Source organism: Ruegeria sp. CF1 (genome assembly GCF_056537445.1).
On sequence record NZ_JBQFRN010000009.1, the window covers coordinates 57,349 to 78,409 of the forward strand.

The window sequence follows — 21,061 nt, forward strand, 5'->3', positions numbered from 1 at the left end:
AGATGGCGCTGCAACGTCTGGACAACCGCGCGGCGCGGGCGCTGTTCATGGATCGGCATGCGCTTCTGGAGCAGCCCGCTGGTGGCTCCAAAGGCGAAGACCTGTTGCAGCTGATCCATCGTTTGGGATTTGTCCAGCTCGACAGTATCAACACCGTCGCCCGCGCGCATGACATGATCCTTTATGCGCGCAAGCCAAGCTATCGTGCGCGCCACCTCAAACACCTCTATGAACGCGACCGCGCGCTGTTTGAGCATTGGACACATGACGCCGCGGTGATCCCGATGGAATTCTATCGCCATTGGCATCTGCGGTTCCTGCGGGATGCAGAGATGCTGAAAGCCCGCTGGAAGAACTGGCGGCGTGACGGGTTTGAGCAAAAGTTCGAAACCGTCCTGCAGCATATCCGCGACCATGGTCCGGTTGGCTCGTCCGATGTCGGAAAAGACGAGAAAAAGGGATCTGGCGGTTGGTGGGACTGGCATCCATCCAAGACCGCGCTGGAATATCTCTGGCGATCCGGCGCGCTGACCGTGGTTGGACGCGATGGGTTTCAGAAACGCTATGACCTGACAGAGCGGGTTATAGAAACTCAACTTTGCCCCGGCAATTTGCACTGCGACGCAAATGAAACTGTGGATTGGTTGTGTAACGCCGCACTCGACCGGCTGGGGTTCGCCACATCGGGAGAGCTTGCCGCGTTCTGGGATACGGTAAGCGCTGCCGAGGCAAAATCCTGGTGCCAACAGGCTCTAACACAGGGTGAAATCGAAGAGATCTGCGTCGAATGCGCAGACGGGCGGGAACGAAAAGTGTTCGCCCGCCCCGGTCTATGTGAACACGCTACAGAGCTGCCCGATGCGCCGGGCCGGATCAGAGTTCTCAGCCCTTTTGACCCTATGTTGCGTGACCGGAACCGGGCCGAGCGGTTGTTCGGATTCCACTATCGGATCGAGGTGTTCGTACCCGAACCCAAGCGTACCTACGGCTATTATGTCTTTCCGTTGCTTGAAGGGCACCGGTTGATCGGACGCATCGACATGAAGGCCCAGCGAGACCGTGGACTGTTGCAAGTCCGATCCGTATGGCCAGAACGGTCGGTGCGTTGGTCTGACGCAAGAACCCGCCGCCTGCAGGCCGAATTGGACCGGGTACGGCGATTTGCGGAACTGGACGGGGTGGAATTTGAAAAGGATTGGCTGAAAGATCCTAAATAGAACCCAATTTTTCGATCAGGAAACCTTGTTCCTCAATCAGTAGGCGCAGCTCGTTCAGCGAAACATGGGGCGCCTTGCCCGATGTATCTAGCTGCGCATTTGCCCGCCCATACAAAGCCTCGCGACTGGCCAATATGTTCTTGAGCTGTTCCATCGCCTTGGGATTTCCGGCCATCGGGCGTTCGTCGCCTTGGGCGCGCACGCGGTCCATATGCTCGGTCGGTGACGCGCGCAGCCAGATGGTGTGAAACCGGCCAAGCAGGGTAGCATAGGTCGAAGGCTCTGATACGATCCCGCCCGCGACTGCCAGCACGACCCGATCATGCTCTGCAATCACCCGATCCAGCGCCTGCGCTTCCAGATTGCGATATCCGTCTTGCCCGTAGAACGCCATCACTTCAGACATGGGCATGCCGGCCATCTCTTCAATCATGGCTGTGAGCTCAACAAACGGCAGTCTTTGTGCAGCGGCCAGCATAGCGCCAAGAGTTGACTTACCCGCTCCGCGTAATCCAATCAGACAAACCCGATGCGCACGTGCATCCTCATCTGGGTGAGGTTGCAATGCACGCCTGACGCTTTCTTTGACGTCGTCGCTGGCTTGTCGGAAAAGCTCAACTATCTGCAAAGCATCCGAATCCCACGGATCATCTTCACCAATCAACCATTCGGCTTTGTAATCCAGTGCCTGTGCGACACGGTGCAACACGCCGATCGAGATGTTGCCCTCACCCGCCTCAAGCTGCGCCAAATAGCGTGGGGAAACGCCCGAGTTCTCAGACAGGATCCGGCGCGGGATGCCTCGCATTTGACGCGCCCGGCGTACACGCGCGCCCACTCGTTCGCTCAAATCCTGCTTTGCAATATGTGCAGGCGGTGCCGGTTCTGGCGGTTTGGGCCCATCCATCTGCATTGAACCGTTTGTTAAAGGTAAGGATGAGGCTACGACGCGAACCATCTACGGGCAACGAATATTACCTTCTCCGCCCACAATGCTTATAGTTTGGGGCCTAAAACGAGGTCTGAACGACGGCAAACAACTTGGTTAGAGCCTGTTCTGAGCATTGCGCTCAGCCTTCCAGCTGGTGAAGCTTTACCAGAAGGTCCAGCAACTTCTCGTGCTGCTCTGCCCCGAGCAAAGAGCGGGTGTGTTCCGCCAGCTCCAACATTTCCGCCAGATTTGCGTCGATAATTTGCAACCCATTCTCGCTGATTTCGACAATCTGTCGGCGGCGGTCTTTGGTATCCGGCCGCCTCATGATCAGCTTGCTGTCTTCGAGCTTTTTCAGAATGCGCGTCAGGCTGGGCAACAAGAGGCAGGCGCGCTCGGCGATCTGAGTAGGCTCCTGAGGTCCTTCTTCCTGCAAAACGCGCAGAACGCGCCATTGTTGCTCGGTGACGCCAGCATCCGTTAGCACACCACGAATAGGCCCCATCACCCTTTCCCGAGCGCGCAACAGCGCTATCGGCAATGATCGGGACGTCAGTGGTAAGTTTCTTGACATATGGAATTTTCGCGCAATTCCAAATATTTCGCAATAGAACGTTGGTTGTGGTTGAGTTTCGTTTACTGGGCTTTACTTAACTTGTTTAGCATATGATACTGACAAAAAGGCTACCGAGGCGGATAAGATGAAATGGAATGAATTCTCCGATTGGGGCAAGAAGGTTGCCGAGTGGACGCAAGACTATCACCTGACGGTGGGCGACAAGCCCGTGCGCGCCTGGACCGAGCCGGGCGATATCCTGAACGCTCTGCCCGCGCATCCCCCTGAGCAGGGCGAGCCGATCGAGGACATCTTTCATGATTTCGAACAAATCGTGATGCCCGGCATTACCCATTGGCAACACCCTCGGTTCTTCGCCTACTTCAATTCGAACGCCTCGGCCCCGTCTGTTCTGGCCGAGTTCCTGGCCAGCGCCATCGCGCCGCAATGTATGCTGTGGCAGACCTCGCCCGCCGCAACCGAGATGGAAACACGAATGATGGACTGGCTGCGCGAAGCGCTGGACCTGCCCAAAGGGTTTGCCGGGGTTATTCAGGATTCGGCGTCATCTGCGACATTGGCGGCTGTGCTGACCATGCGCGAGAAGGCGATGAACTGGCAGGGCAACACGCTGGGGCTGTTCGGTCAAAAGCCACTGCGCATTTATTGCTCTTCCGAGGTTCATACCTCAATCGACCGCGCCATCTGGGTTGCGGGGATTGGACAGGACAATCTGGTGCGCATCCCCGTGCAAGGTGATTGGCGTGGAATGAACCCCGATGCGCTTGAAGCAGCGATTCAATTAGATTTAGAGTCTGGTTTCCACCCGGCGGGCGTGATCCTTTGTGTTGGAGGGACCGGAACCGGGGCAACTGATCCAGTGGATCACTGCCTGGCGATCGCACAGAAATACGGCCTTTATACCCATGTCGATGCAGCCTGGGCGGGGTCGGCGATGATCTGCCCCGAATATCGTCACTACTGGCCGGGGATCGATCAGGCCGACAGCATTGTATTCAATCCCCATAAGTGGCTGGGCGTGCAATTCGATTGCTGTGCGCATTTCCTGAAAAACCCCGATGATCTGGTCCGCACGCTTGCGATCAGCCCGGAATATCTGAAAACCCACGGCAAGGACGGGATCATCAATTACTCGGAATGGTCGGTGCCATTGGGACGTCGGTTCCGCGCGCTGAAACTGTGGTTCGTCATCCGCACCTATGGGCTGGAGGGGTTGCGCGAACGGCTGCGGAATCACGTCAATTGGTCGCGCGCACTGCATGATCGTCTAGCAGCAGAACCGGATTTTCGGATCGTGACGCCTCCAATGTGGTCTCTTTGGACCTTCCGATACGAGCCGGATGGGGCCGACGATCTGGATGATCTGAACCTGCGGCTGGTGAATGCAATCAATGATGATGGGCGGATCTACCTGACACAGACCCGCGTGGATGGCGATCTGGTCATCCGCTTTCAGGCCGGTCAGTTTGAATCCACAGAACAGGACGTGATGATGGCCTATGACGTGATCACTGAAATCGCTCGAGGGCTTTAGGCCCTCATTGACGCTGCAGCCTGCGCGTATCCCCCCGAGGCCCCGTCAACAAAATGCACATGGTCGTCACGCATGGCCGAGGGAACAAAGCAGGTCATCATCGCCTCTTGCTGGGCGTGCATGCCATATCTGATTTTGCCTTTTGTTTGCGCGTCTTCCAGCATCTGAGTGAGCTTTTCCAACGTGCTCGAGTCACAATCCAGCGTCATTTTCAGACCGTCATCAAACTTTCGGAAATCAGCGTTGCGACTGACCATCTCCTTGTAATGCTTGGGTTCGAATTGACCCAGGCGCATCCCGGTTTTGAACAACAAGCCGATCAACATATTCCCGATCATCAAGCGTGTTTTCTGCATCAGAAGATTCCGACCCGCGCGTGAGACATGGGCATCGATATCGACGCCGGGCGGAGGGAAACTCATCGGAGGTCCTTTGGCCGGAACCGGGTGACCGGCGCGTTCTAGCCCTTCGGCGACGGACAGGATGGATTGAGTCAGGGCGGCGAATTCAGCCTCATTAGACTCTGATGTGGGCTGAATAACCAGTGAAACGATCTGACCAACCCTCGCTGGACTGTTGGACCAACGACAAGATAGGCCGGTCAGATCGGGCTGCGCGTCAGGTCCGGCTGGTTGCACAACAAGTTGCCCGGATTTCATCTGAGCCTCGGCCCAGGCCAGTCCCCCGCCGGTAAACATCGCATAGTCAACGCCGGTGGACGGCGCAAAGCGAGCAACACGCAGATCACGTCCAGCGGCGCGGATGTCGGCCACCGAAACCAGCGCCGCGCGCAGAGTGATGGCGAATTCCGTTTCGGCCCAGCTTTGCAATGTTGCCAGCGTGTCCCGCGCGATCTCGGCATCCTCGTCCGATACGGCGAATCCAGCACCATCACCACCGAAGACATACGGGAATATGCGCCCGCCCAGCGCATTGATCATGCCTGAAATCACGGCCGCCCCCACCATGTTGACGGTCTTGTACCGGCCCCGCGCGATTTCACCGGTCGAATCTACGATATCGGCGACGCCCAGAACCCATGTCTCTGGCAAAGGTGTGAACTGCGCGGGGTCACTGAGGCTGAGGAAATTGTCCGAAATGGGGACGGAGTCATAAAATACAGAGTCTGAGAGGGTCATAACACACTCGGGAAATCCAAAATCTGCCGTGATGATAGCTCAATTGTGAAGAATGTCCGCCCCAATCGATTCAATCATGGCACTTGTGCCGATCAACGCGGCGTGCAAAGCATCGGGGCGGGGCAGCTAGACAATAGGTCAAGAAATGCAGGCAGGTTTGGTGATCTTGTGTCTGGCCTATGTACTCAGCCAGTTTTTCCGCGCTTTTCTGGCAGTTTTAAGCACCGATCTGGGACGCGATATCGGCGCAACACCCGAAGACCTCGCCTTTGCCTCAGGTCTTTGGTTTCTAATCTTTGCGGCGATGCAGATCCCGGTGGGCTGGGCACTGGACCGCGTCGGTCCTCGGCGCAGTTCTGCGGTGCTGCTACTGATCGGCGGGGCTGGCGGGGCTGGCCTGTTTGCGGTCGCAACGACCCCATTCCATGTGGCACTCGCCATGGCGCTGATCGGGGTTGGATGTTCGCCCGTTCTGATGGCGTCCTACTATATCTTTGCCCGAGAGTTTCCACCCGCCAAATTTGCCACGCTCGCCGCGGTGATGCTGGGTGTGGGTTCTGTCGGCAATCTGGTCGCCTCATACCCCACGGCGCTGGCGGTCGAGCTGATGGGCTGGCGCGCTACGCTGGCCGGTCTGGCGATTATCTCTGCTGCGGTGGCTGCAGGGATCTGGCTGACGGTGCATGACCCTGAAAAGGTAAAAACCGAGCAAAAAGGATCACTTCTGGACCTGCTGAAAGAACCTGCGCTGTGGACCATTCTGCCGCTCATGCTTGTGTCTTATGCGCCATCGGGTGCGATCCGAGGGCTTTGGGCCGGGCCGTATTTGAATGACGTGTTCGGGCTCAGCACCGCTCAGATCGGGACGGCAACGTTGATCATGGGGGCCGCGATGATCGCGGGAACCTTCGCCTATGGGCCGCTGGACCGTATCCTGGGCACCCGGAAATGGGTGATCCTGGGCGGTAACGTGTTGGGGGCCACGACGCTCGGCCTGTTGTGCCTGTGGGTCGACAGCGGCGTTTGGGTCTCGGTGCTGCTGTTGGCAGTGATCGGCTTTCTGGGCGCCAGTTTTCCGGTGATCATGGCCCATGGCCGGGCCTTCGTGCCGCCGCATCTGGTCGGGCGGGGCGTCACCCTGCTAAACCTTTTTGGCGTCGGCGGCGTCGGTCTGGCGCAATTTGCCACCGGGCGCATCCATGCAGCCAGCGCCGGGATCAGCCCCTCCGCACCTTATACGGCGATCTTCGGCTTTTTCGCGGTCACCCTTGCCATTGGCTGCGTGATCTATCTATTCAGTCGGGACAGCGTGGACTGAAACCGGAGACCGCCCGTGCAGGACATTGAGGTGATTGCACCCAATCTGAAGCATTCCCTGTCGGGCGTGACAACGACGGTGATCCGTCTGCTGCCAATCCAGCAGAAAATGATCGGCATCCGTGCCACCGGTCCCGGCCTGCCGGCAGATTTGCCCCATATCAGACTCTGGAAACTACTGTTTCTACCCAATCGCAAACGGGTCTGGCATGCACGCCGGAATACCGAGATGTTGATGGGTCTGGTCTTGCGTTCGGTGCTTCGACGCAACTACAAACTGCTATTCACCTCAGCCGCGCAACGTGATCATTCCGGGTTCACCAAGCGGCTGATTTCGAAAATGGACGCGCTGATCGCGACGACGCCTCAAGCCGCTTCCTTTCTGGAGCATCCCGCTACTGTTATCATGCATGGCGTCAACACCGAGCTGTTTCACCCGGCCGAGGACAAAAGCGCCCTGCGCCAAAAACTTGGTCTGCCAGACGGGCTGCTGATCGGGTGTTTTGGCCGTATCCGCCCTCAGAAAGGGGTCGACTTGTTGGTCGATGCCGCCCTGAAGATGCTACCTAATCACCCCGATGCGCATGTGATCTTTACCGGGCGTACCACCAACGAATTTGAGGCTTTTCAGGCTGAGCAGGAGCAAAAGCTGCAGGACGCCGGGCTGGGCGACCGCGTGCATTTTCTGGGTGAGCGTCCTTGGGATGAGATTGTCGAGACCTATCGCGCGCTCGATCTGTTCGTTGCGCCCGCACGGCACGAAGGGTTCGGCCTTACACCGCTTGAAGCGATGGCCTCGGGCGTGCCCGCCATAGCCAGTCACGGGGTCGGAGCGTTTAGTGCGCAAATCAAGGATGGTGAGACCGGAAGACTGGTCGAGAAAGACAATGCCCCTGCACTGGCCGACGCGCTGGAGGATATGGTGCAGGACCGCGCTGCGCTGGCCGCTGCGGGACTAGCCGCGCGCGCCCATGTCGAGCAGAATTTTCGAATCGAAGGCGAAGCGCAGGCGATTGTCGAGGTTTATCGATCCTTGCTGAAACAACCCTGAACGGTACTGAACTGTGTCAAATCGGTGTGACGGGGTGAAATAAGCCGAAACCCCTCTTTTTTCTTTGCCGCAACGCGGCTATGAACGCGCGTCCTTAACTTTGGAGACATGAAATGGGCTATCGCGTCGTAGTCGTCGGCGCCACGGGCAACGTGGGCCGCGAAATGCTGAACATCCTGGCGGAACGCCAGTTCCCTGTCGATGAACTTGCTGCTCTGGCAAGCCGTCGTTCGCTGGGTACTGAGGTGACATTTGGCGACAAGACGCTCACTACCAAAGATCTGGACACATTCGATTTCACTGGTTGGGACATGGCGCTGTTTGCTGTGGGTTCCGAGGCCACAAAGGTTTACGCCCCCAAGGCGGCAGCGGCTGGCTGCGTGGTGATCGATAACAGCTCGCTCTATCGCTATGACCCGGACATTCCGCTGATCGTGCCGGAATGTAACCCCGAGGCGATCCACGACTATAAAAACAAAAACATCATTGCCAACCCCAACTGCTCGACCGCGCAGATGGTGGTCGCGCTGAAGCCGCTGCATGACCGTGCACGCATTAAGCGCGTGGTCGTCTCGACCTATCAATCGGTGTCGGGAGCCGGCAAGGAAGGCATGGACGAGCTTTGGGATCAGACCAAGGCCATCTACAACCCGACGACCGAGGTTGAGCCGAAGAAGTTCCAGAAACAGATCGCCTTCAACGTCATCCCTCAAATCGACGTCTTCATGGAAGACGGCTCGACCAAGGAAGAGTGGAAGATGGTTGTCGAGACCAAAAAGATCGTCGATCCGTCGATCAAGGTCACCGCAACCTGCGTTCGCGTTCCGGTATTCGTTGGCCACTCCGAGGCCGTGAATATCGAGTTCGAAGAGTTCCTCGACGAAGACGAAGCCCGCGACATCCTGCGCGAAGCACCGGGCATCATGGTAATCGACAAGCGTGAACCGGGTGGATACGTCTCACCAATCGAATGCGCGGGCGATTTCGCCACGTTCATCAGCCGCATCCGTCAGGATTCGACGGTTGAGAATGGCATCAACCTGTGGTGCGTTTCGGACAACCTGCGCAAAGGCGCGGCATTGAACGCTGTTCAAATTGCAGAATTGCTGGGCCGTGAAGTTCTGAAGAAGGGGTAACCTTCGCCAGTTGGTTATGACTCTATTAAACCCCGCTGTACCGCCAGTGGGGTTTATTATTTTGTGGACGGGCAGAGATGGCAATATTGCGGGGCAAAGCCGCCCTGTGCATGCGTTGCCATTGCCTATCCAGCACCAGTTGGTTAGCCACCGATCTGGGACATTGTCGCTTTTACCGCATAGTATCTTTGAGAGTTTGGGGGATGCGTCCCCAGAAAGCGATCACCAGGATCAGGAACTCGTGCGAAGTACAGCGCACCCTTGAGAGGATCATAACCCGCTTTGTAGGCTATTACAGTGCCTAGTCGATCAGCTTCCAATTCAAAGTTCTTTGAATAGCTGCGGCCGCCAACAAAGGCTCCAATGTCTTGTGCTGCGGCAATGTCATTCGGCCCCGACCCCGCAATTGTTGCTAGACCGGCCAAAAGCACCGCACCAGCCGCCGCATTTTGGGCCTGTCGCGCCAAATGCCCTTGAATGTGGTGAGCGGCCTCATGCGCCATAACAAATGCAAGTTCGTCAGTGTTGTTTACATTCCGTATCAGCGCTTGAGTCATTGTGATAACGGGGCGCCCCGACTTGCTTAAACTCTGATACGCGTTTGAGGGTGCTTTTTTGTCTGGATCAATGCGGATCAAAAAATCACAATTCACATTCTTAGTGCGGCGGAGGCATTCTCGTTCTGCCACAGGTTCTATTCGTGAGGCGACCTGACGGAACCTTATTTGTGCCTGTTGTGAACTGACGGGCGCGCTCGCGCGACCGGGGTTTGGAATAGGTGCTGATGGAGGAGTGGTGGTTGAAGCGCATCCCGCTAATGCCAAAACAGCTAACATCAATACCGTTCGCCTCATAAACACACCTTTCCAAATGTTCAGAGCATCAAAATCGAATCTGTGGCTTTCGAGAAACCAACTTGCACATTCGAACCTACGGTCTTCACGATTTGATATTCAATAACAGACGGGTTGTCGGTGGTCGCCCCGATTAAGCTGTCGTCAAAATGGTAGGCACTACAAATGGCATTGAAGCGAAGGACCAAACGATCCACGCCCCGTTCCGTATGGGCCTGAACCGAGTTGAACACCGCATCAGCGGCGGCTATTTGCGCTGCACGATGGCTTGAACTCAAACTCCTGCGCGGCAAATGGACTGCTATGAGCGCACGTACAGTTCATCAATCGTTTCTGGTATGGCCTCAAAGCAGTCATCAGAGAGATGCCTCCTGCCTGATCCTTCACCCCTGTCCCTCAACCAGCGTCTTCAAATTCTCCAACCCGCGCTCGTAATCTCCGCCGACCCAATTGTCCATCATTAGGCCCATCCAGCGGGACATGGGGTTCATACCAAGGTCGGATACGAATCCCCAGGTAACCTGTGTGCCTGATCCTTCTGGCCGCAAATGGAACGAGGCGGTGGCTGTCCCCATCGGGCCAAAATCCAGTGCAGTTTGCACAGACTGATCCGTGGTGCTCTCGGTGATTTCCTGCGAGCCGATTCCCACCTGCGGGTTGTCCGAGGCCCAGTTCAGCGTGTTTCCGACGCCCGCTTCCGGGCCACTATAGCTCAGCTTGGTTTCGGGGTCTCGGGACAGCCAGGGGGACCATTTCTCGGTCTCCTGCATCGAATTCACATAGGGAAAGATCGCCGAGGCTGGTGCGTCGATTGTGATGCTGCGGGACACTTCGGCTTTTCCGGGGAGCAGATAAGACACTCCGACAAGCGCCAGAATGATCACCAGTAGGGTGACGAGAATACGTTTGATCAATTTCATGAGTTCGATCCGATTCTGAAAACATCATCGGAAACATATCAAAAAATCGACGTAATTTCAGAGGCCCGATCGTATGACCCGCAGGATCAGGCCGGTGGCTGGTAAGGCAGCGACGAATGGTGCAGCACGATGCGAAGCACTCCGTCAGCGTCTTTTTTGTAGCCGAAGCTTTTGTCGACTTGCGTGATGTTACCTTGGCTATCCGTCAGAATGACCTTGCCCATCCACATGGCGACATCGCCTTCGACGAAGCTGGCCGATGTCTCACTTGCCATTTCGCGCCAACCCTTGATTCCGAAACCGCCATCAAGCGGAAATTCGGCATCGTGACCGACAAAATAGGCCAGTGCACCGTGGCGAGTCGGGCGAAAGGTTTGATCTCCGGACGCCATAGTTGGTTTGAACAGGACCGGACCCAGATTATAGCCGTATGCCGCATCCAGAACACCCTCGGCAACGGAACGGGCCGCATCGATCCCACCGTCTTCAAAAGCTTTGGAGATCGCAATCAACCCATCGCCCCAGGCGGTACGGGCAGCGGCCAGCTCGTCAGTGGTAATCGGCATGATCCTGTCCTTCTCTGTCCGGTTTCTATGGTACTGGCAGCAAGTGAGCGTCAACGCAAGAGGCGTGACCGGACTCTCGCCCGGTTTTGCCCACAGAACCGCGTGGAAGCCTGAATTCTCAGAAAATTCGACCCATTCTTTTGAACCGGTGCAAGGTTTTGCAAAGTATTTGCCGCCAATCTCTGACAGTGCCGTGGGGGCATTTCAATTGGGGTGAATGTGGTGGACAAGATTATCACACTGGAACAGAAAGAACCCGTGCGTCTGGACCCGGACCGCCTGAGCAGCCTGTACAATCAGCTTGGCGACACCAACGCGATGGACGTGCTGTGCCGCACGGTTGAAGAACTGGCGTTGCGGCTGTCGAATTGTGAACGGTTTTGGCGGCAACGCGATTGGGCCGGGCTGCGCAAATGCGCAAAATCTCTCGTAGCCATATCCGAGCAAATCGGCATGACAGCACTGGCACGTGTGGCAGGCGATGTAGCCTGTACTGTCGACGCTGGCGATGCGGTCGCGACAGGGGCGACTCTGAGCCGCCTGATCCGGGTGGGCGAGCGATCGCTGACTGCCGTCTGGGACCAACAAGATCTATCTGTCTGAGAGGGGGTTGCGAGTGCGCCGCAGACAGATAGTCTGGGCGAAAATCCAACCAGCCGAGACACGCATGACCCTGTCCTTCGCCCCTGCCTCCGACCCATCGCTGCCACTACATGTGTTAGAGCAATCAAATTTTGAAAGCTGGCTGACCGATCAGCCGGATCATATCCGAGCTTGGGTTGCGGCCGATGGGTTTTCCGGAGCTCTGGGTCAAACACTTCTGGTGCCCGGCACAGATGGTAATCCGCAGTTTGCCTTGGCGGGATATGGCAGCGCGGCAAAACGGGTACGCAAGCGATTTCCGCTAGCCGCTGCCGCAGAATCGCTGCCCAAGGGCACCTATCATATCGCCTCGGGCGTTCCCGCAGATGTGCTTGAGGCTGAATGCCTGGGCTGGCTGATGACGGGATATGCCTTTGATCGCTATGCCGCGCAAAGCCCGGCCAACGCCACGCTTATTGAGCCCGAGGGCATAGATGCCCGGCGGATCGAAATCATGGCCAATGCCGAGGCATTGACACGGGATCTGGTCAACACACCCACTTCGGACATGGGCCCGGTGCAATTACAACACGCGGTTGAGGCACAGGCACGGGAACACGGTGCAGACATCTCGGTCATCACAGGCGATGCGTTGCTGGAACAGAATTTTCCGATGATCCACGCGGTGGGGCGTGCTGCCGAACAGGCCCCGCGTCTGATCGAGATGAACTGGGGCGATCAAGGGCCAAAACTAACATTAGTTGGGAAAGGGGTCTGTTTCGATACAGGCGGCCTGAATCTGAAACCCGGTGCGTCGATGGGGTTGATGAAAAAAGATATGGGCGGAGCGGCCAATGTGCTGGGTCTGGCCCGTATGATCATGGCGCTGGATCTGAAAGTGCAATTACGGGTCCTGATCCCGGCGGTCGAAAACGCAGTAGCGGGCAATGCTTTCCGCCCCGGCGACATCCTGACGGCGCGTAATGGGCTAACGGTTGAGATCAACAACACTGATGCCGAGGGTCGGTTGGTGCTGGCCGATGCCCTTGCTCTGGCGCATGAAGGGGCGCCAAACCTGCTCATCTCGATGGCCACTTTGACTGGCGCGGCCCGGGTTGCATTGGGCGCTGATCTGGCCCCGTTTTATACCGATGACGACAAAGCCGCCGACGTGCTGGCGCGTGCTGGCCGGGCTGCCGCTGATCCGGTCTGGCGTATGCCTTTTCATGACCCCTATGAAGCGATGATCGAACCCGGCATCGCTAACCTCGACAATGCGCCTTCTGGTGGATTTGCAGGCTCTATCACCGCGGCACTGTTCCTGCGCCGGTTCGCTGCCGAAAGTCGCTATATGCATTTTGACATCTATTCGTGGCAACGCAGTAAGGAACCCGGTCGCAGCAAGGGTGGTTTGGGCCAAGGCCCGCGTGCCCTCCTGGGGGCTTTGCCAGAGATCCTTGGCCTATGACTCAGGCGCGCATCATTCAACCGGTCATAGACCTGCTGCGCCACCCTGACGGTCCGCGCGACCGGCAATTGTTGTTCGGCGACACGGTCACTGTTTTGGACGACCAAAACGGCTGGAGCAAGATCTCAGCCAGCAAGGACGGCTATACCGGATGGGTGGCGACGGACGATCTGGGACCAATTGAGCCACAGACTCACTGGATCGTCGCCGCTTCGACCCATGCCTATCAGAAGCCCGATATAAAAAGCCGCGATCTGACCTCTCTTAGCTTTGGCAGTAAAATCAGGGCTCTGTCTGAGGAGGGCGGGTTTCTGGAAACGCCAATCGGGTTCATTCCGGGGGTGCATGCCGTGCCCGCCTATTCCCTGCTGACCGATCCCGTTACCGCGGCCGAACTTTTTCTCGGCACCCCTTATCTTTGGGGTGGTAACAGTCGATTCGGGCTGGATTGCTCGGGCCTCGTGCAGCTCGCACTGCTCGCCTGCGGCGTTCCTTGTCCCGGAGACAGCGGCGATCAGGAACGCGAAGTTGGTGGATCGGTGCCCGAGGGCGATCCCGCACGGCGCGGAGACTTGCTGTTCTGGAAAGGCCATGTTGCCTGGGTTGCCGCCGAAAACCTTCTACTTCACGCCAACGCCTATCACATGGCCGTTGCGCTCGAACCGATGGATCAGGCGATTGCCCGGATCGCCGCCCAGGGCGACGGGCCGGTTACAGCGCATAAAAGGCTCTAATCCAGGTCAACCGCACGGATAAGCTTGCGTTCCAGAACCCTCAGAACCGAGCGCAGATCGTGCCCGCGCTTCAAAATACGCCCATCCATGCCGACCACGGAATACATGCCCTGACGTAGCCGCAGGCGCGGGTGCTTCTCGACCCTGTAGATGGGATGTTCCGCCGTGCGCCGAAAAATCGAAAATACCGCCATATCCCGCAGGTTCGAGATTCCGTAGTCGCGCCATTCACCGGCAGCAACCATTCGGCCATAAACAGACAGGATTTGAGACATCTCGCGCCGGTCAAACGCGACCGGCATCTGGGCAGAGCCGGACCCGAACCGGCTGGGAGGCTGCATGTTCATATGACAAGCCTTGCCGGAAATCGCCGTCGAATCAAGCCCACTGGCATCAAGGTGTTGTATTTTTGGATCGCCCGCCCGCTATCTGCGCCCAACCTGACGGCAAATCAAGATCACCGGCAGCAACCCGACAGCCAGAATAACCAGCGACGGGACCGCTGCACCTTCAAGCCTCTCATCCGAGGCCAGACGATAGGCCTGCACTGCTAGCGTGTCGAAGTTAAAAGGCCGCATGATCAGGGTCGCGGGCAGCTCTTTCATCACATCCACAAAGACAATCAACAGTGCCGTCAGCAATGAAGGCGTAAGGATCGGCAGATGTACCCGGCGCAGCGTTCCTAACGGGGTTTGACCCAGTGACCGCGCGGCGGCATCCATATTGGCGTGAACGGTACTCTGCCCACCTTCATAGGCGCTGAGCGCGGCGGCCAAAAAGCGCACCATATAGGCCGCGATCAACAACCAGATGGATCCAGTGACCAGCAGTCCGGTCGAAATACCAAAGGTTTGGCGCATCCACGCATCCAGTGCGTTGTCGAATCCCGCAAAGGGGACGATCAGCCCCACGGCGATCACGCCACCCGGCACTGCATAGCCCAACCGCGCCACATAAGCCGCCATGGCGGACCCGCGCCCGGGGCGCAGGCGTTGGAAGAATCCTATCGAAATCGCCGCGCTGACGGTGATAACCGCCGCGGCCCCCGCCAGTGTCAGCGAGTTCTGTATGAACCCGATATATCGGCGCGACAGCAGGTTCTGCTCGGATTCCAACCCCATCTGCACAAGGATAACCACAGGCAGAAGGAATCCGAACAGGACGGGAATTGCGCATAGCAGAAATGCCGCGAGTGATTGCCATCCCTTGAGTTGCGCCGCTGGCAGACCTGCGTGGCGCTTGCCTGCCTGATAGTATTTGGCCTTGCCGCGCTGTGTCCGCTCGGCCACGGCCATGACAAGCGCAAAACCCAACAGACAAAGGGCGAGTTGCGCCGCAGCAGCGCGATCAGCCATGGAAAACCAGCTTGTGTAGATGCCAGTGGCAAAAGTCTGCACTCCGAAATAGGCGACTGTGCCAAAATCGGCGATGGTTTCCATAACCGCCAGCAAGACGCCCCCCGCAATCGCCGGGCGTGCCATCGGCAGGGATACGCGCCAAAAGGCATGCCAGGGGCCATTGCCCAGCGCCCGGGCCGCCAGAAAGGCCGTGGCGCTTTGCTGCAGAAATGCCGCGCGCGCCAGCAAATAGACATAGGGATACAACACCAGGATCAACATCACCGCCGCGCCCTCGGTCGAGCGAATCTCGGGGAACCAATAGTCGCGCGGGCCCCAGCCGGTCACATCCCGCAGCGTGGTCTGAACGATTCCGGGGTGATCCAGAATGAAGGTATAGGCATAGGCCAGCACATAAGCCGGAAAGGCCAGCGGCAGGACCAGAGCGATTTCCAGCCACCGCACTCCGGGAAAGCGGGTCATCGTGACCAGCCACGCAGCGCCGACGCCAATCGAAAACGTCCCTGCTGCGACCAGCACCACCAGGATCACCGTGGTCAGCGCATAGCCAGGCAAAACAGTCTCTAACAAATGGGAAATTGTGTCGGTGCCACCGGTCACCGCCGCCAGAACAACCGCCACCATTGGCAACAGACAGGCGGCTGCCACGACATAGGCAATGCCGCCCACAAAGCGTGTGCCTAGGGCGCCGCGGTTATGCGTTCCGTGTTCTGAATATTCGACTTCGGCCATCGCGTCTGACTGAGAATCCCATAGGGTCTGCCTTTAATCGACTAAAACTCTAAGAAACACCAGTGGGCCCACTAACAAAAACTGCGGCAATGTTTGCCACAGATCCCTATTCATAAACGCGCTGATCCTCGATCACCAAGCCATCTTTGGGCAAAGAGCCCGGCGCCACAACTTCAATCGCGCCTTTCAGTTTCAGGACTTCGACCACCGATTTTGCATAGGCACCATCGTTCTCGCAGGGGCTTTCGATCTGAACGGTCATGGTATCCATCTCGCCCTGTCGCGCCGCAATGACACGCGCCTTGACGATTTCATCATGCTTGTCGACCAGCGCGGCCACCTGTTCGGGGCGGACGAACATGCCCTTGATCTTGGTGGTCTGATCGGCGCGACCCATCCAGCCTTTGATACGCATATTTGTGCGCCCGCACGGAGACTCTCCGGGCATGATCGCCGACAGATCACCGGTGGCAAAACGGATCAACGGGTAATCGGGGTTCAGCGTGGTCACAACCACCTCACCTACTTCACCAGGTGCAACCGGGGTTCCTGTGCCGGGGGTGACGATCTCAACGATCACGTGTTCGTCGATGATCATACCCTCCATCGCAGGGCTTTCATAAGCTATGTTGCCCAGATCAGCGGTCGCGTAGCATTGCAGGCAGACGATGCCCCGATCGGCGTAATCCTGTCGTAGGCTTGGAAACAGCGCCCCGCCACCCACAACGGCCTTGGAAAATTTCAGCGCGACGCCCATGGCTTCGGCTTTATCCAGAATGACTTTCAGATAGTCGGGCGTACCTGCATATGCGGTGCAACCCACATCGCGCGCAGCGGTCACCTGCAACTCGGTCTGACCTGTACCTGCAGGCAGGACCGACGCGCCAACGGCCTGCGCGCCGCTTTCAAAGATCATGCCCGCGGGGGTGAGGTGATAGCCAAAACAGTTCTGAACGATATCGCCCGGACCAACCCCGGCTGCATTCAGGAACCGGCCCATGCGCCACCAGTCGTGATCAGTGCTGCCGGGCTCGTAAATCGGACCCGGAGATTGAAAGACGTGTTGGAAATTCCGCGCCGGTTTGACGGTGAACCCTCCAAACGGAGGTCGGGTGCCCTGCGCCTTTGTCAGATCGGATTTTCGCAGAACCGGCAGTTGTGCCAGCGCCTGCATGTCTGTCACTGTGCCGGCGTCCACGTTGGACAGAATGCCGGCATATCCGGGCGCTTTTTGCGCGCGGGCAATCTGTTCTGGCAAGGCGCGCGCGTGATCAGCGGTGCGCTCGTCAGCGGATCGGGTTTCAAGCTTATCAAAATAGGTCATTGAAATATCCTCCACCCGCTTACAGCCATCTCTTGCGGCGGCGGTATGAGCGCACGTCTCGAAAGCTCTTGCGGCCTTCGTCAGACATGCCGAGATAAAATTCCTTTACGTCCGGGTTTTCGCGCAATTCAGCGGCGGGGCCGTCCATCACCACGCGGCCAGATTCCAGAATATAACCGTAATGAGCAAACCTTAGAGCCACATTTGTGTTCTGCTCGGCCAGCAGGAAGGACACGCCTTCCTTCTCGTTCAGGTCCCTTACGATGCCAAAAATCTCTTCGACAAGTTGCGGAGCCAGACCCATTGAGGGTTCATCAAGAAGGATGGTCTCGGGGCGCGACATCAGAGCCCTGCCCATCGCCACCATCTGCTGCTCACCGCCCGAAGTATAACCGGCCTGACTACGACGGCGTTCCTTCAAGCGTGGGAAGTAATTGTAAACCAATTCAAGGTCCTGCTGGATCGCGGCAGACCCGTCCTTCCGGGTATAGGCACCGGTCAGCAGATTTTCCTCGACTGTGAGGTGTTCGAAACAGTGGCGGCCTTCCATGACTTGAATGACGCCCTTCTCAACCAAGGCAGCCGGGTCGCTTTCATGCACGCCCTCGCCGCGATATTTAATCGAGCCTTTGGTGACCTCGCCCCGTTCCGAATGCAGCAAGTTCGACACGGCCTTCAATGTGGTTGTCTTTCCCGCACCATTGCCACCCAGTAGGGCTGTGATGCCGCCCTTGGGCACAGTCAGGCTAACGCCTTTCAGAACAAGGATCACATGGTTGTAGATCACCTCGATATTGTTGACCTCAAGCAGGGTTTCCGCCTGCACGTCAGTGGTTTGTGCCGCATCCAACATCAGCGCGTGTCCTTGTGCGAGTGTGGGGTTCGGGGCGGCAGCGATCCGCCGCCCCGTTTGGTTCAGAGCACCTTATTCGCAGCGCTGAGAAATATTGTTCTCAGCAGCATATGCGCCCGAGTCTTCGTCGATCAGTGCGTTGATGACCTCAGCGTCAGTCGGTTCGAAGCCCTGAATCGAGTTCCAGGTACCCGCCGCTGCATCCCACTGAACAACGCCGACAAGGCCTGGGCCGCCGTGGTTTTCGCACGAGACCGCGAATTCAGGTCCGAAACCGGCCATACCCAACGCTTCCATCTTGGCGTTGGTGATCTCCAGCGCCTCCATGCCATCGCGCATCATCGATGCGTCGATTTCGGCAGTGCCGTGCATCTCTTGCGCGGTTTTCACTGCTTCTGCGGCCAGCATCGCAGCATAGAGGCCGCGGTTGTACTGCACCGTACCCAGTTGATCACCGGCGCCTGCAGCTTTGCCCGCATCGACGACATATTTCTTCAGGTCGTCATAGACAGGATAGTCGTCGCCCAGACCGGTGAAGGTCAGCGCTTTGTAGCCGGTGGCCTTATCACCCGCAGGCTCAACATCAAACTCGGCCCCGGACCACCAGACGCCGATGAAGTTCTCCATCGGGAAGCGGATATTGGCGGCTTCTTGCACGGCGACCTGGTTCATAACGCCCCAGCCCCACATGATCACATAGTCGGGCTTTTCCCGGCGGATTTGCAGCCACTGCGACTTCTGCTCCTGACCGGGGTGGTCGACCGGCAGCAGGGTCAGGTCATAGCCATGTTTTTCAGCCAGTGTTTCCAGCGTACGGATCGGTTCCTTGCCATAGGCCGAGTTGTGATAGACCAGCGCGATCTTCTTGCCGCTCAAGTCGCCACCGTTTTCGTCCAGCAGATAGTTGATCGCGCCCGACGCCCCGTTCCAGTAGTTGGCAGGATAGTTGAACACGTTGCTGAACACCTTACCGTTCGCCGCCGAGGTGCGGCCATAACCCATCGTGTGCAGCGGAATGCCGTCTGCGGTCACTTTAGGGATCAACTGATAGGTGATGCCGGTGGACAGGGGCTGATAGACCAAAGCACCTTCGCCCTTGGTCGATTCATAACATTCCACGCCTTTTTCCGTGTTATATCCGGTCTCGCATTCGATCACGTTGGCCGCAACACCGCCGATACCGCCATCGCGTTCGTTCAGCAGTGTGAAGTAGTCGGCATATCCGTCCGCAAATGGGATACCGCCGGCCGCATAAGGCCCGGTCCGGTAACTGAGCGACGGGAATACGAGGTCGGCCATGACCGGACCTGCGGCCATCACGGCGCCCAGCGCCAGGGTTGCCAGTTTCTTTTTCATCGGGTGTCTCCTCCCTTGGTTGATCCGATGTTGGGTTTCGGGTTTCACACCCGTCTTTTCGTTGGGCCGGTCCTTAGTGCGGGAACGGCCAGAGTCTGAGTTTCTCTTTCGCCACACGCCAGAGCTGCGCCAGACCGTGCGGTTCGAGGATCAGGAACATGATGATCAGAGCACCGACGATTACGAGGTTCAGGTGCGCCACGATATCTGTGGGCCAGCCCAGCAGATCGACGCCAAGCAGTTTCAAAACGACTGGCAGCAGCACGAGGAAGGCGGCACCGGCAAAGGACCCAAAAATAGACCCTAATCCGCCGATAATCACCATGAACAGCACCAGGAACGATTTTTGAATGCCGAACACTTCTCCAACCTCGACCGCGCCCAGATAGACCGCAAAGAACAGCGCGCCGGCCACGCCCACGAAGAACGAACTGACAGCAAAGGCGGTCAGCTTGGCCTTGAGCGGGTTCACCCCGATGATCTCGGCCGCGATGTCCATGTCGCGGATTGCCATCCAGGTACGACCAGTGGTGCCGCGGGTCAGGTTACGCGCGATGATCGCGCAGACGGTCAGGAAGATCAGGCAGAACAGATAAGTCGCCCATGCCGGAGCATTCGGGCCGGTGATGATGATCCCAAATACGTCGCGTTCCGGCGCATTGATCTGGCCCGAGGCCGAGTAGTTGTAGAACCACGGCACCCGGTTAAACAGCCACACAAGAAAGAACTGCGCCGCCAGCGTGGCAACCGCCAGATAAAAGCCTTTGATCCGCAGTGATGGTAAGCCGAATAGGACACCCACAATGGCGGTGATGCCGCCGGCTAGGATCACATGGATGAACATGCTAACATCGGGAAAGGCCGTCATCAGCTTGTAGCAGGCATAGGCCCCCACTGCCATGAACCCGCCGGTGCCCAGCGAGACCTGCCCGCAATAGCCCACCAAAATGTTCAGCCCGATCGCAGCGATGGCATAGATCAGGAATGGCAGAAGCAGCGCATTGGCCCAATAATCGTTGATGATGAACGGAATTATTCCAAACGCCACCGCCAGAACGACATAGTACCGATACCGGTCAAACTTGATCGGGAAAGTCTGGCTGTCGGCGATATATGAGGTTTTGAAATCCCCGGCCTCACGATAGAACATGTCTTACTTTCCCCATTCTTCCTGCGCCCGATTGCGGGCAGCGGCGTCCAGTTGATTGGACCCTTTGGCATATCCGGTGGCCTCGGAAGCGCGCACCAGTTTCATGTAAGCCAGGATGCCCATGACCAGCCCGGCAAAGGCCAGAATTACAGCGATCACAAGTTGGCCCTCGGTCAGATCGCTCGATGTCAGGGCGATGTAGCCGAAAGCCCAAAACCCCGCCCATGCGATCACGTTGATGATAGCAATCAGCTTGGTCACG

At 57.6% G+C, this 21,061-nt stretch carries 22 protein-coding genes; 8 read left to right on the forward strand and 14 right to left on the reverse strand.

Going from position 1 to position 21,061, the window contains the following annotated elements:
• Positions 1-2: 2 nt before the first annotated feature.
• A complete protein-coding gene (locus ACRZ96_RS15500; protein ID WP_480814819.1) occupies positions 3-1,217 on the forward strand; it encodes a winged helix-turn-helix domain-containing protein in 1,215 nt (404 codons plus the stop codon).
• On the opposite strand, the gene ACRZ96_RS15505 is transcribed toward ACRZ96_RS15500, so the two are convergent.
• Together ACRZ96_RS15505 and hpaR are read right to left on the reverse strand one after the other, a co-directional pair.
• Positions 1,210-2,124 carry a helix-turn-helix transcriptional regulator gene (locus ACRZ96_RS15505; RefSeq protein ID WP_480814820.1) on the reverse strand — a complete coding sequence of 305 codons (915 nt, stop codon included), beginning with the start codon at positions 2,122-2,124 and terminating at the stop codon, positions 1,210-1,212. The genes ACRZ96_RS15500 and ACRZ96_RS15505 overlap by 8 nt on opposite strands.
• Positions 2,125-2,287: 163 nt before the next feature.
• Positions 2,288-2,722 (reverse strand): homoprotocatechuate degradation operon regulator HpaR, encoded by a 435-nt coding sequence (gene hpaR / locus ACRZ96_RS15510; RefSeq protein WP_480814821.1) that lies wholly within the window; start codon positions 2,720-2,722, stop codon positions 2,288-2,290.
• Positions 2,723-2,849: 127 nt separating this feature from the next.
• Here hpaR and ACRZ96_RS15515 point away from each other — a divergent pair, with 127 nt between their 5' ends.
• Positions 2,850-4,259: a pyridoxal phosphate-dependent decarboxylase family protein gene (locus tag ACRZ96_RS15515; RefSeq protein WP_480772203.1), complete on the forward strand. Its 1,410-nt coding sequence runs from the start codon at positions 2,850-2,852 to the stop codon at positions 4,257-4,259.
• Here the strand turns inward: ACRZ96_RS15515 and ACRZ96_RS15520 are convergent.
• Positions 4,256-5,398, reverse strand: coding sequence for a DUF3095 domain-containing protein (locus tag ACRZ96_RS15520; protein ID WP_170567238.1), 1,143 nt, complete (start codon positions 5,396-5,398; stop codon positions 4,256-4,258). The genes ACRZ96_RS15515 and ACRZ96_RS15520 overlap by 4 nt on opposite strands.
• Positions 5,399-5,543: 145 nt before the next feature.
• Between ACRZ96_RS15520 and ACRZ96_RS15525 the strand changes: the two genes are divergently transcribed.
• From ACRZ96_RS15525 to ACRZ96_RS15535, 3 genes are all read left to right on the forward strand, one after another.
• Positions 5,544-6,716 carry an MFS transporter gene (locus tag ACRZ96_RS15525; protein WP_480772202.1) on the forward strand — a complete coding sequence of 391 codons (1,173 nt, stop codon included), beginning with the start codon at positions 5,544-5,546 and terminating at the stop codon, positions 6,714-6,716.
• A gap of 15 nt (positions 6,717-6,731) precedes the next feature.
• Entirely contained in the window at positions 6,732-7,766 is a 1,035-nt protein-coding gene (locus ACRZ96_RS15530) for a glycosyltransferase family 4 protein (RefSeq protein ID WP_480707525.1), read from the forward strand.
• A 113-nt stretch (positions 7,767-7,879) separates the two neighbouring features.
• Positions 7,880-8,902 carry an aspartate-semialdehyde dehydrogenase gene (locus tag ACRZ96_RS15535; RefSeq protein WP_170567244.1) on the forward strand — a complete coding sequence of 341 codons (1,023 nt, stop codon included), beginning with the start codon at positions 7,880-7,882 and terminating at the stop codon, positions 8,900-8,902.
• A 143-nt stretch (positions 8,903-9,045) separates the two neighbouring features.
• On the opposite strand, the gene ACRZ96_RS15540 is transcribed toward ACRZ96_RS15535, so the two are convergent.
• The 4 genes from ACRZ96_RS15540 to ACRZ96_RS15555 all read right to left on the reverse strand — a co-directional run bounded on the left by ACRZ96_RS15540 (position 9,046) and on the right by ACRZ96_RS15555 (position 11,242).
• On the reverse strand, positions 9,046-9,738 hold the full coding sequence (locus ACRZ96_RS15540; protein ID WP_480814822.1) for a M48 family metalloprotease: 693 nt from the start codon (positions 9,736-9,738) through the stop codon (positions 9,046-9,048).
• Positions 9,739-9,776: 38 nt separating this feature from the next.
• A complete protein-coding gene (locus ACRZ96_RS15545; RefSeq protein ID WP_480754937.1) occupies positions 9,777-10,034 on the reverse strand; it encodes a hypothetical protein in 258 nt (85 codons plus the stop codon).
• A gap of 105 nt (positions 10,035-10,139) precedes the next feature.
• Complete coding sequence (locus ACRZ96_RS15550) at positions 10,140-10,676, reverse strand: SRPBCC family protein (protein WP_170819244.1); 537 nt, start codon at positions 10,674-10,676, stop codon at positions 10,140-10,142.
• 86 nt (positions 10,677-10,762) lie between these two features.
• Positions 10,763-11,242 carry a phosphoribosyl-AMP cyclohydrolase gene (locus ACRZ96_RS15555; RefSeq protein ID WP_170399250.1) on the reverse strand — a complete coding sequence of 160 codons (480 nt, stop codon included), beginning with the start codon at positions 11,240-11,242 and terminating at the stop codon, positions 10,763-10,765.
• A 213-nt stretch (positions 11,243-11,455) separates the two neighbouring features.
• Here ACRZ96_RS15555 and ACRZ96_RS15560 point away from each other — a divergent pair, with 213 nt between their 5' ends.
• From ACRZ96_RS15560 to ACRZ96_RS15570, 3 genes are all read left to right on the forward strand, one after another.
• Positions 11,456-11,845 (forward strand): hypothetical protein, encoded by a 390-nt coding sequence (locus tag ACRZ96_RS15560; protein WP_170399254.1) that lies wholly within the window; start codon positions 11,456-11,458, stop codon positions 11,843-11,845.
• 64 nt (positions 11,846-11,909) lie between these two features.
• The gene (locus ACRZ96_RS15565; RefSeq protein WP_480814833.1) at positions 11,910-13,292 is read left to right on the forward strand and encodes a leucyl aminopeptidase family protein; all 1,383 of its coding nucleotides are present in this window, start codon (positions 11,910-11,912) and stop codon (positions 13,290-13,292) included.
• A complete protein-coding gene (locus ACRZ96_RS15570; protein ID WP_480707522.1) occupies positions 13,289-14,026 on the forward strand; it encodes a C40 family peptidase in 738 nt (245 codons plus the stop codon). Before ACRZ96_RS15565 ends, ACRZ96_RS15570 begins: the two co-directional genes overlap by 4 nt.
• Here the strand turns inward: ACRZ96_RS15570 and ACRZ96_RS15575 are convergent.
• The 7 genes from ACRZ96_RS15575 to ACRZ96_RS15605 form a co-directional block, all read right to left on the reverse strand.
• Positions 14,023-14,373 (reverse strand): DUF2794 domain-containing protein, encoded by a 351-nt coding sequence (locus tag ACRZ96_RS15575; protein ID WP_480707521.1) that lies wholly within the window; start codon positions 14,371-14,373, stop codon positions 14,023-14,025. The genes ACRZ96_RS15570 and ACRZ96_RS15575 overlap by 4 nt on opposite strands.
• 78 nt (positions 14,374-14,451) lie before the next feature.
• Positions 14,452-16,116: an ABC transporter permease gene (locus ACRZ96_RS15580; RefSeq protein ID WP_170515416.1), complete on the reverse strand. Its 1,665-nt coding sequence runs from the start codon at positions 16,114-16,116 to the stop codon at positions 14,452-14,454.
• A gap of 106 nt (positions 16,117-16,222) precedes the next feature.
• Complete coding sequence (locus tag ACRZ96_RS15585; RefSeq protein ID WP_170426281.1) at positions 16,223-17,440, reverse strand: acyl-CoA synthetase family protein; 1,218 nt, start codon at positions 17,438-17,440, stop codon at positions 16,223-16,225.
• 19 nt (positions 17,441-17,459) lie between these two features.
• Positions 17,460-18,293, reverse strand: a complete 834-nt coding sequence (locus ACRZ96_RS15590) for an ABC transporter ATP-binding protein (protein WP_170399269.1) — start codon at positions 18,291-18,293, stop codon at positions 17,460-17,462.
• Positions 18,294-18,365: 72 nt separating this feature from the next.
• Positions 18,366-19,649, reverse strand: a complete 1,284-nt coding sequence (locus ACRZ96_RS15595; protein ID WP_170408764.1) for an ABC transporter substrate-binding protein — start codon at positions 19,647-19,649, stop codon at positions 18,366-18,368.
• Positions 19,650-19,722: 73 nt separating this feature from the next.
• Entirely contained in the window at positions 19,723-20,799 is a 1,077-nt protein-coding gene (locus ACRZ96_RS15600) for a branched-chain amino acid ABC transporter permease (protein WP_170408765.1), read from the reverse strand.
• A gap of 3 nt (positions 20,800-20,802) precedes the next feature.
• Positions 20,803-21,060, reverse strand: a complete 258-nt coding sequence (locus ACRZ96_RS15605) for a hypothetical protein (protein WP_170408766.1) — start codon at positions 21,058-21,060, stop codon at positions 20,803-20,805.
• Between the last annotated feature and the right edge of the window lies 1 nt (position 21,061).

What these genes read in the sequence shown, in the direction of transcription:
- ACRZ96_RS15525 (WP_480772202.1), top strand. Translation starts at nt 5,544, where the DNA reads ATGCAGGCAGGTTTGGTGATCTTGTGTCTGGCCTATGTACTCAGCCAG.
- ACRZ96_RS15515 (WP_480772203.1), top strand. Translation starts at nt 2,850, where the DNA reads ATGAAATGGAATGAATTCTCCGATTGGGGCAAGAAGGTTGCCGAGTGG.
- ACRZ96_RS15595 (WP_170408764.1), bottom strand. Translation starts at nt 19,649, where the DNA reads ATGAAAAAGAAACTGGCAACCCTGGCGCTGGGCGCCGTGATGGCCGCA.
- ACRZ96_RS15570 (WP_480707522.1), top strand. Translation starts at nt 13,289, where the DNA reads ATGACTCAGGCGCGCATCATTCAACCGGTCATAGACCTGCTGCGCCAC.
- ACRZ96_RS15600 (WP_170408765.1), bottom strand. Translation starts at nt 20,799, where the DNA reads ATGTTCTATCGTGAGGCCGGGGATTTCAAAACCTCATATATCGCCGAC.
- ACRZ96_RS15505 (WP_480814820.1), bottom strand. Translation starts at nt 2,124, where the DNA reads ATGGATGGGCCCAAACCGCCAGAACCGGCACCGCCTGCACATATTGCA.
- hpaR (WP_480814821.1), bottom strand. Translation starts at nt 2,722, where the DNA reads ATGTCAAGAAACTTACCACTGACGTCCCGATCATTGCCGATAGCGCTG.
- ACRZ96_RS15580 (WP_170515416.1), bottom strand. Translation starts at nt 16,116, where the DNA reads ATGGCCGAAGTCGAATATTCAGAACACGGAACGCATAACCGCGGCGCC.
- ACRZ96_RS15590 (WP_170399269.1), bottom strand. Translation starts at nt 18,293, where the DNA reads ATGTTGGATGCGGCACAAACCACTGACGTGCAGGCGGAAACCCTGCTT.
- ACRZ96_RS15565 (WP_480814833.1), top strand. Translation starts at nt 11,910, where the DNA reads ATGACCCTGTCCTTCGCCCCTGCCTCCGACCCATCGCTGCCACTACAT.
- ACRZ96_RS15555 (WP_170399250.1), bottom strand. Translation starts at nt 11,242, where the DNA reads ATGCCGATTACCACTGACGAGCTGGCCGCTGCCCGTACCGCCTGGGGC.
- ACRZ96_RS15535 (WP_170567244.1), top strand. Translation starts at nt 7,880, where the DNA reads ATGGGCTATCGCGTCGTAGTCGTCGGCGCCACGGGCAACGTGGGCCGC.
- ACRZ96_RS15520 (WP_170567238.1), bottom strand. Translation starts at nt 5,398, where the DNA reads ATGACCCTCTCAGACTCTGTATTTTATGACTCCGTCCCCATTTCGGAC.
- ACRZ96_RS15585 (WP_170426281.1), bottom strand. Translation starts at nt 17,440, where the DNA reads ATGACCTATTTTGATAAGCTTGAAACCCGATCCGCTGACGAGCGCACC.
- ACRZ96_RS15550 (WP_170819244.1), bottom strand. Translation starts at nt 10,676, where the DNA reads ATGAAATTGATCAAACGTATTCTCGTCACCCTACTGGTGATCATTCTG.
- ACRZ96_RS15500 (WP_480814819.1), top strand. Translation starts at nt 3, where the DNA reads ATGGCGCTGCAACGTCTGGACAACCGCGCGGCGCGGGCGCTGTTCATG.
- ACRZ96_RS15575 (WP_480707521.1), bottom strand. Translation starts at nt 14,373, where the DNA reads ATGAACATGCAGCCTCCCAGCCGGTTCGGGTCCGGCTCTGCCCAGATG.
- ACRZ96_RS15540 (WP_480814822.1), bottom strand. Translation starts at nt 9,738, where the DNA reads ATGTTAGCTGTTTTGGCATTAGCGGGATGCGCTTCAACCACCACTCCT.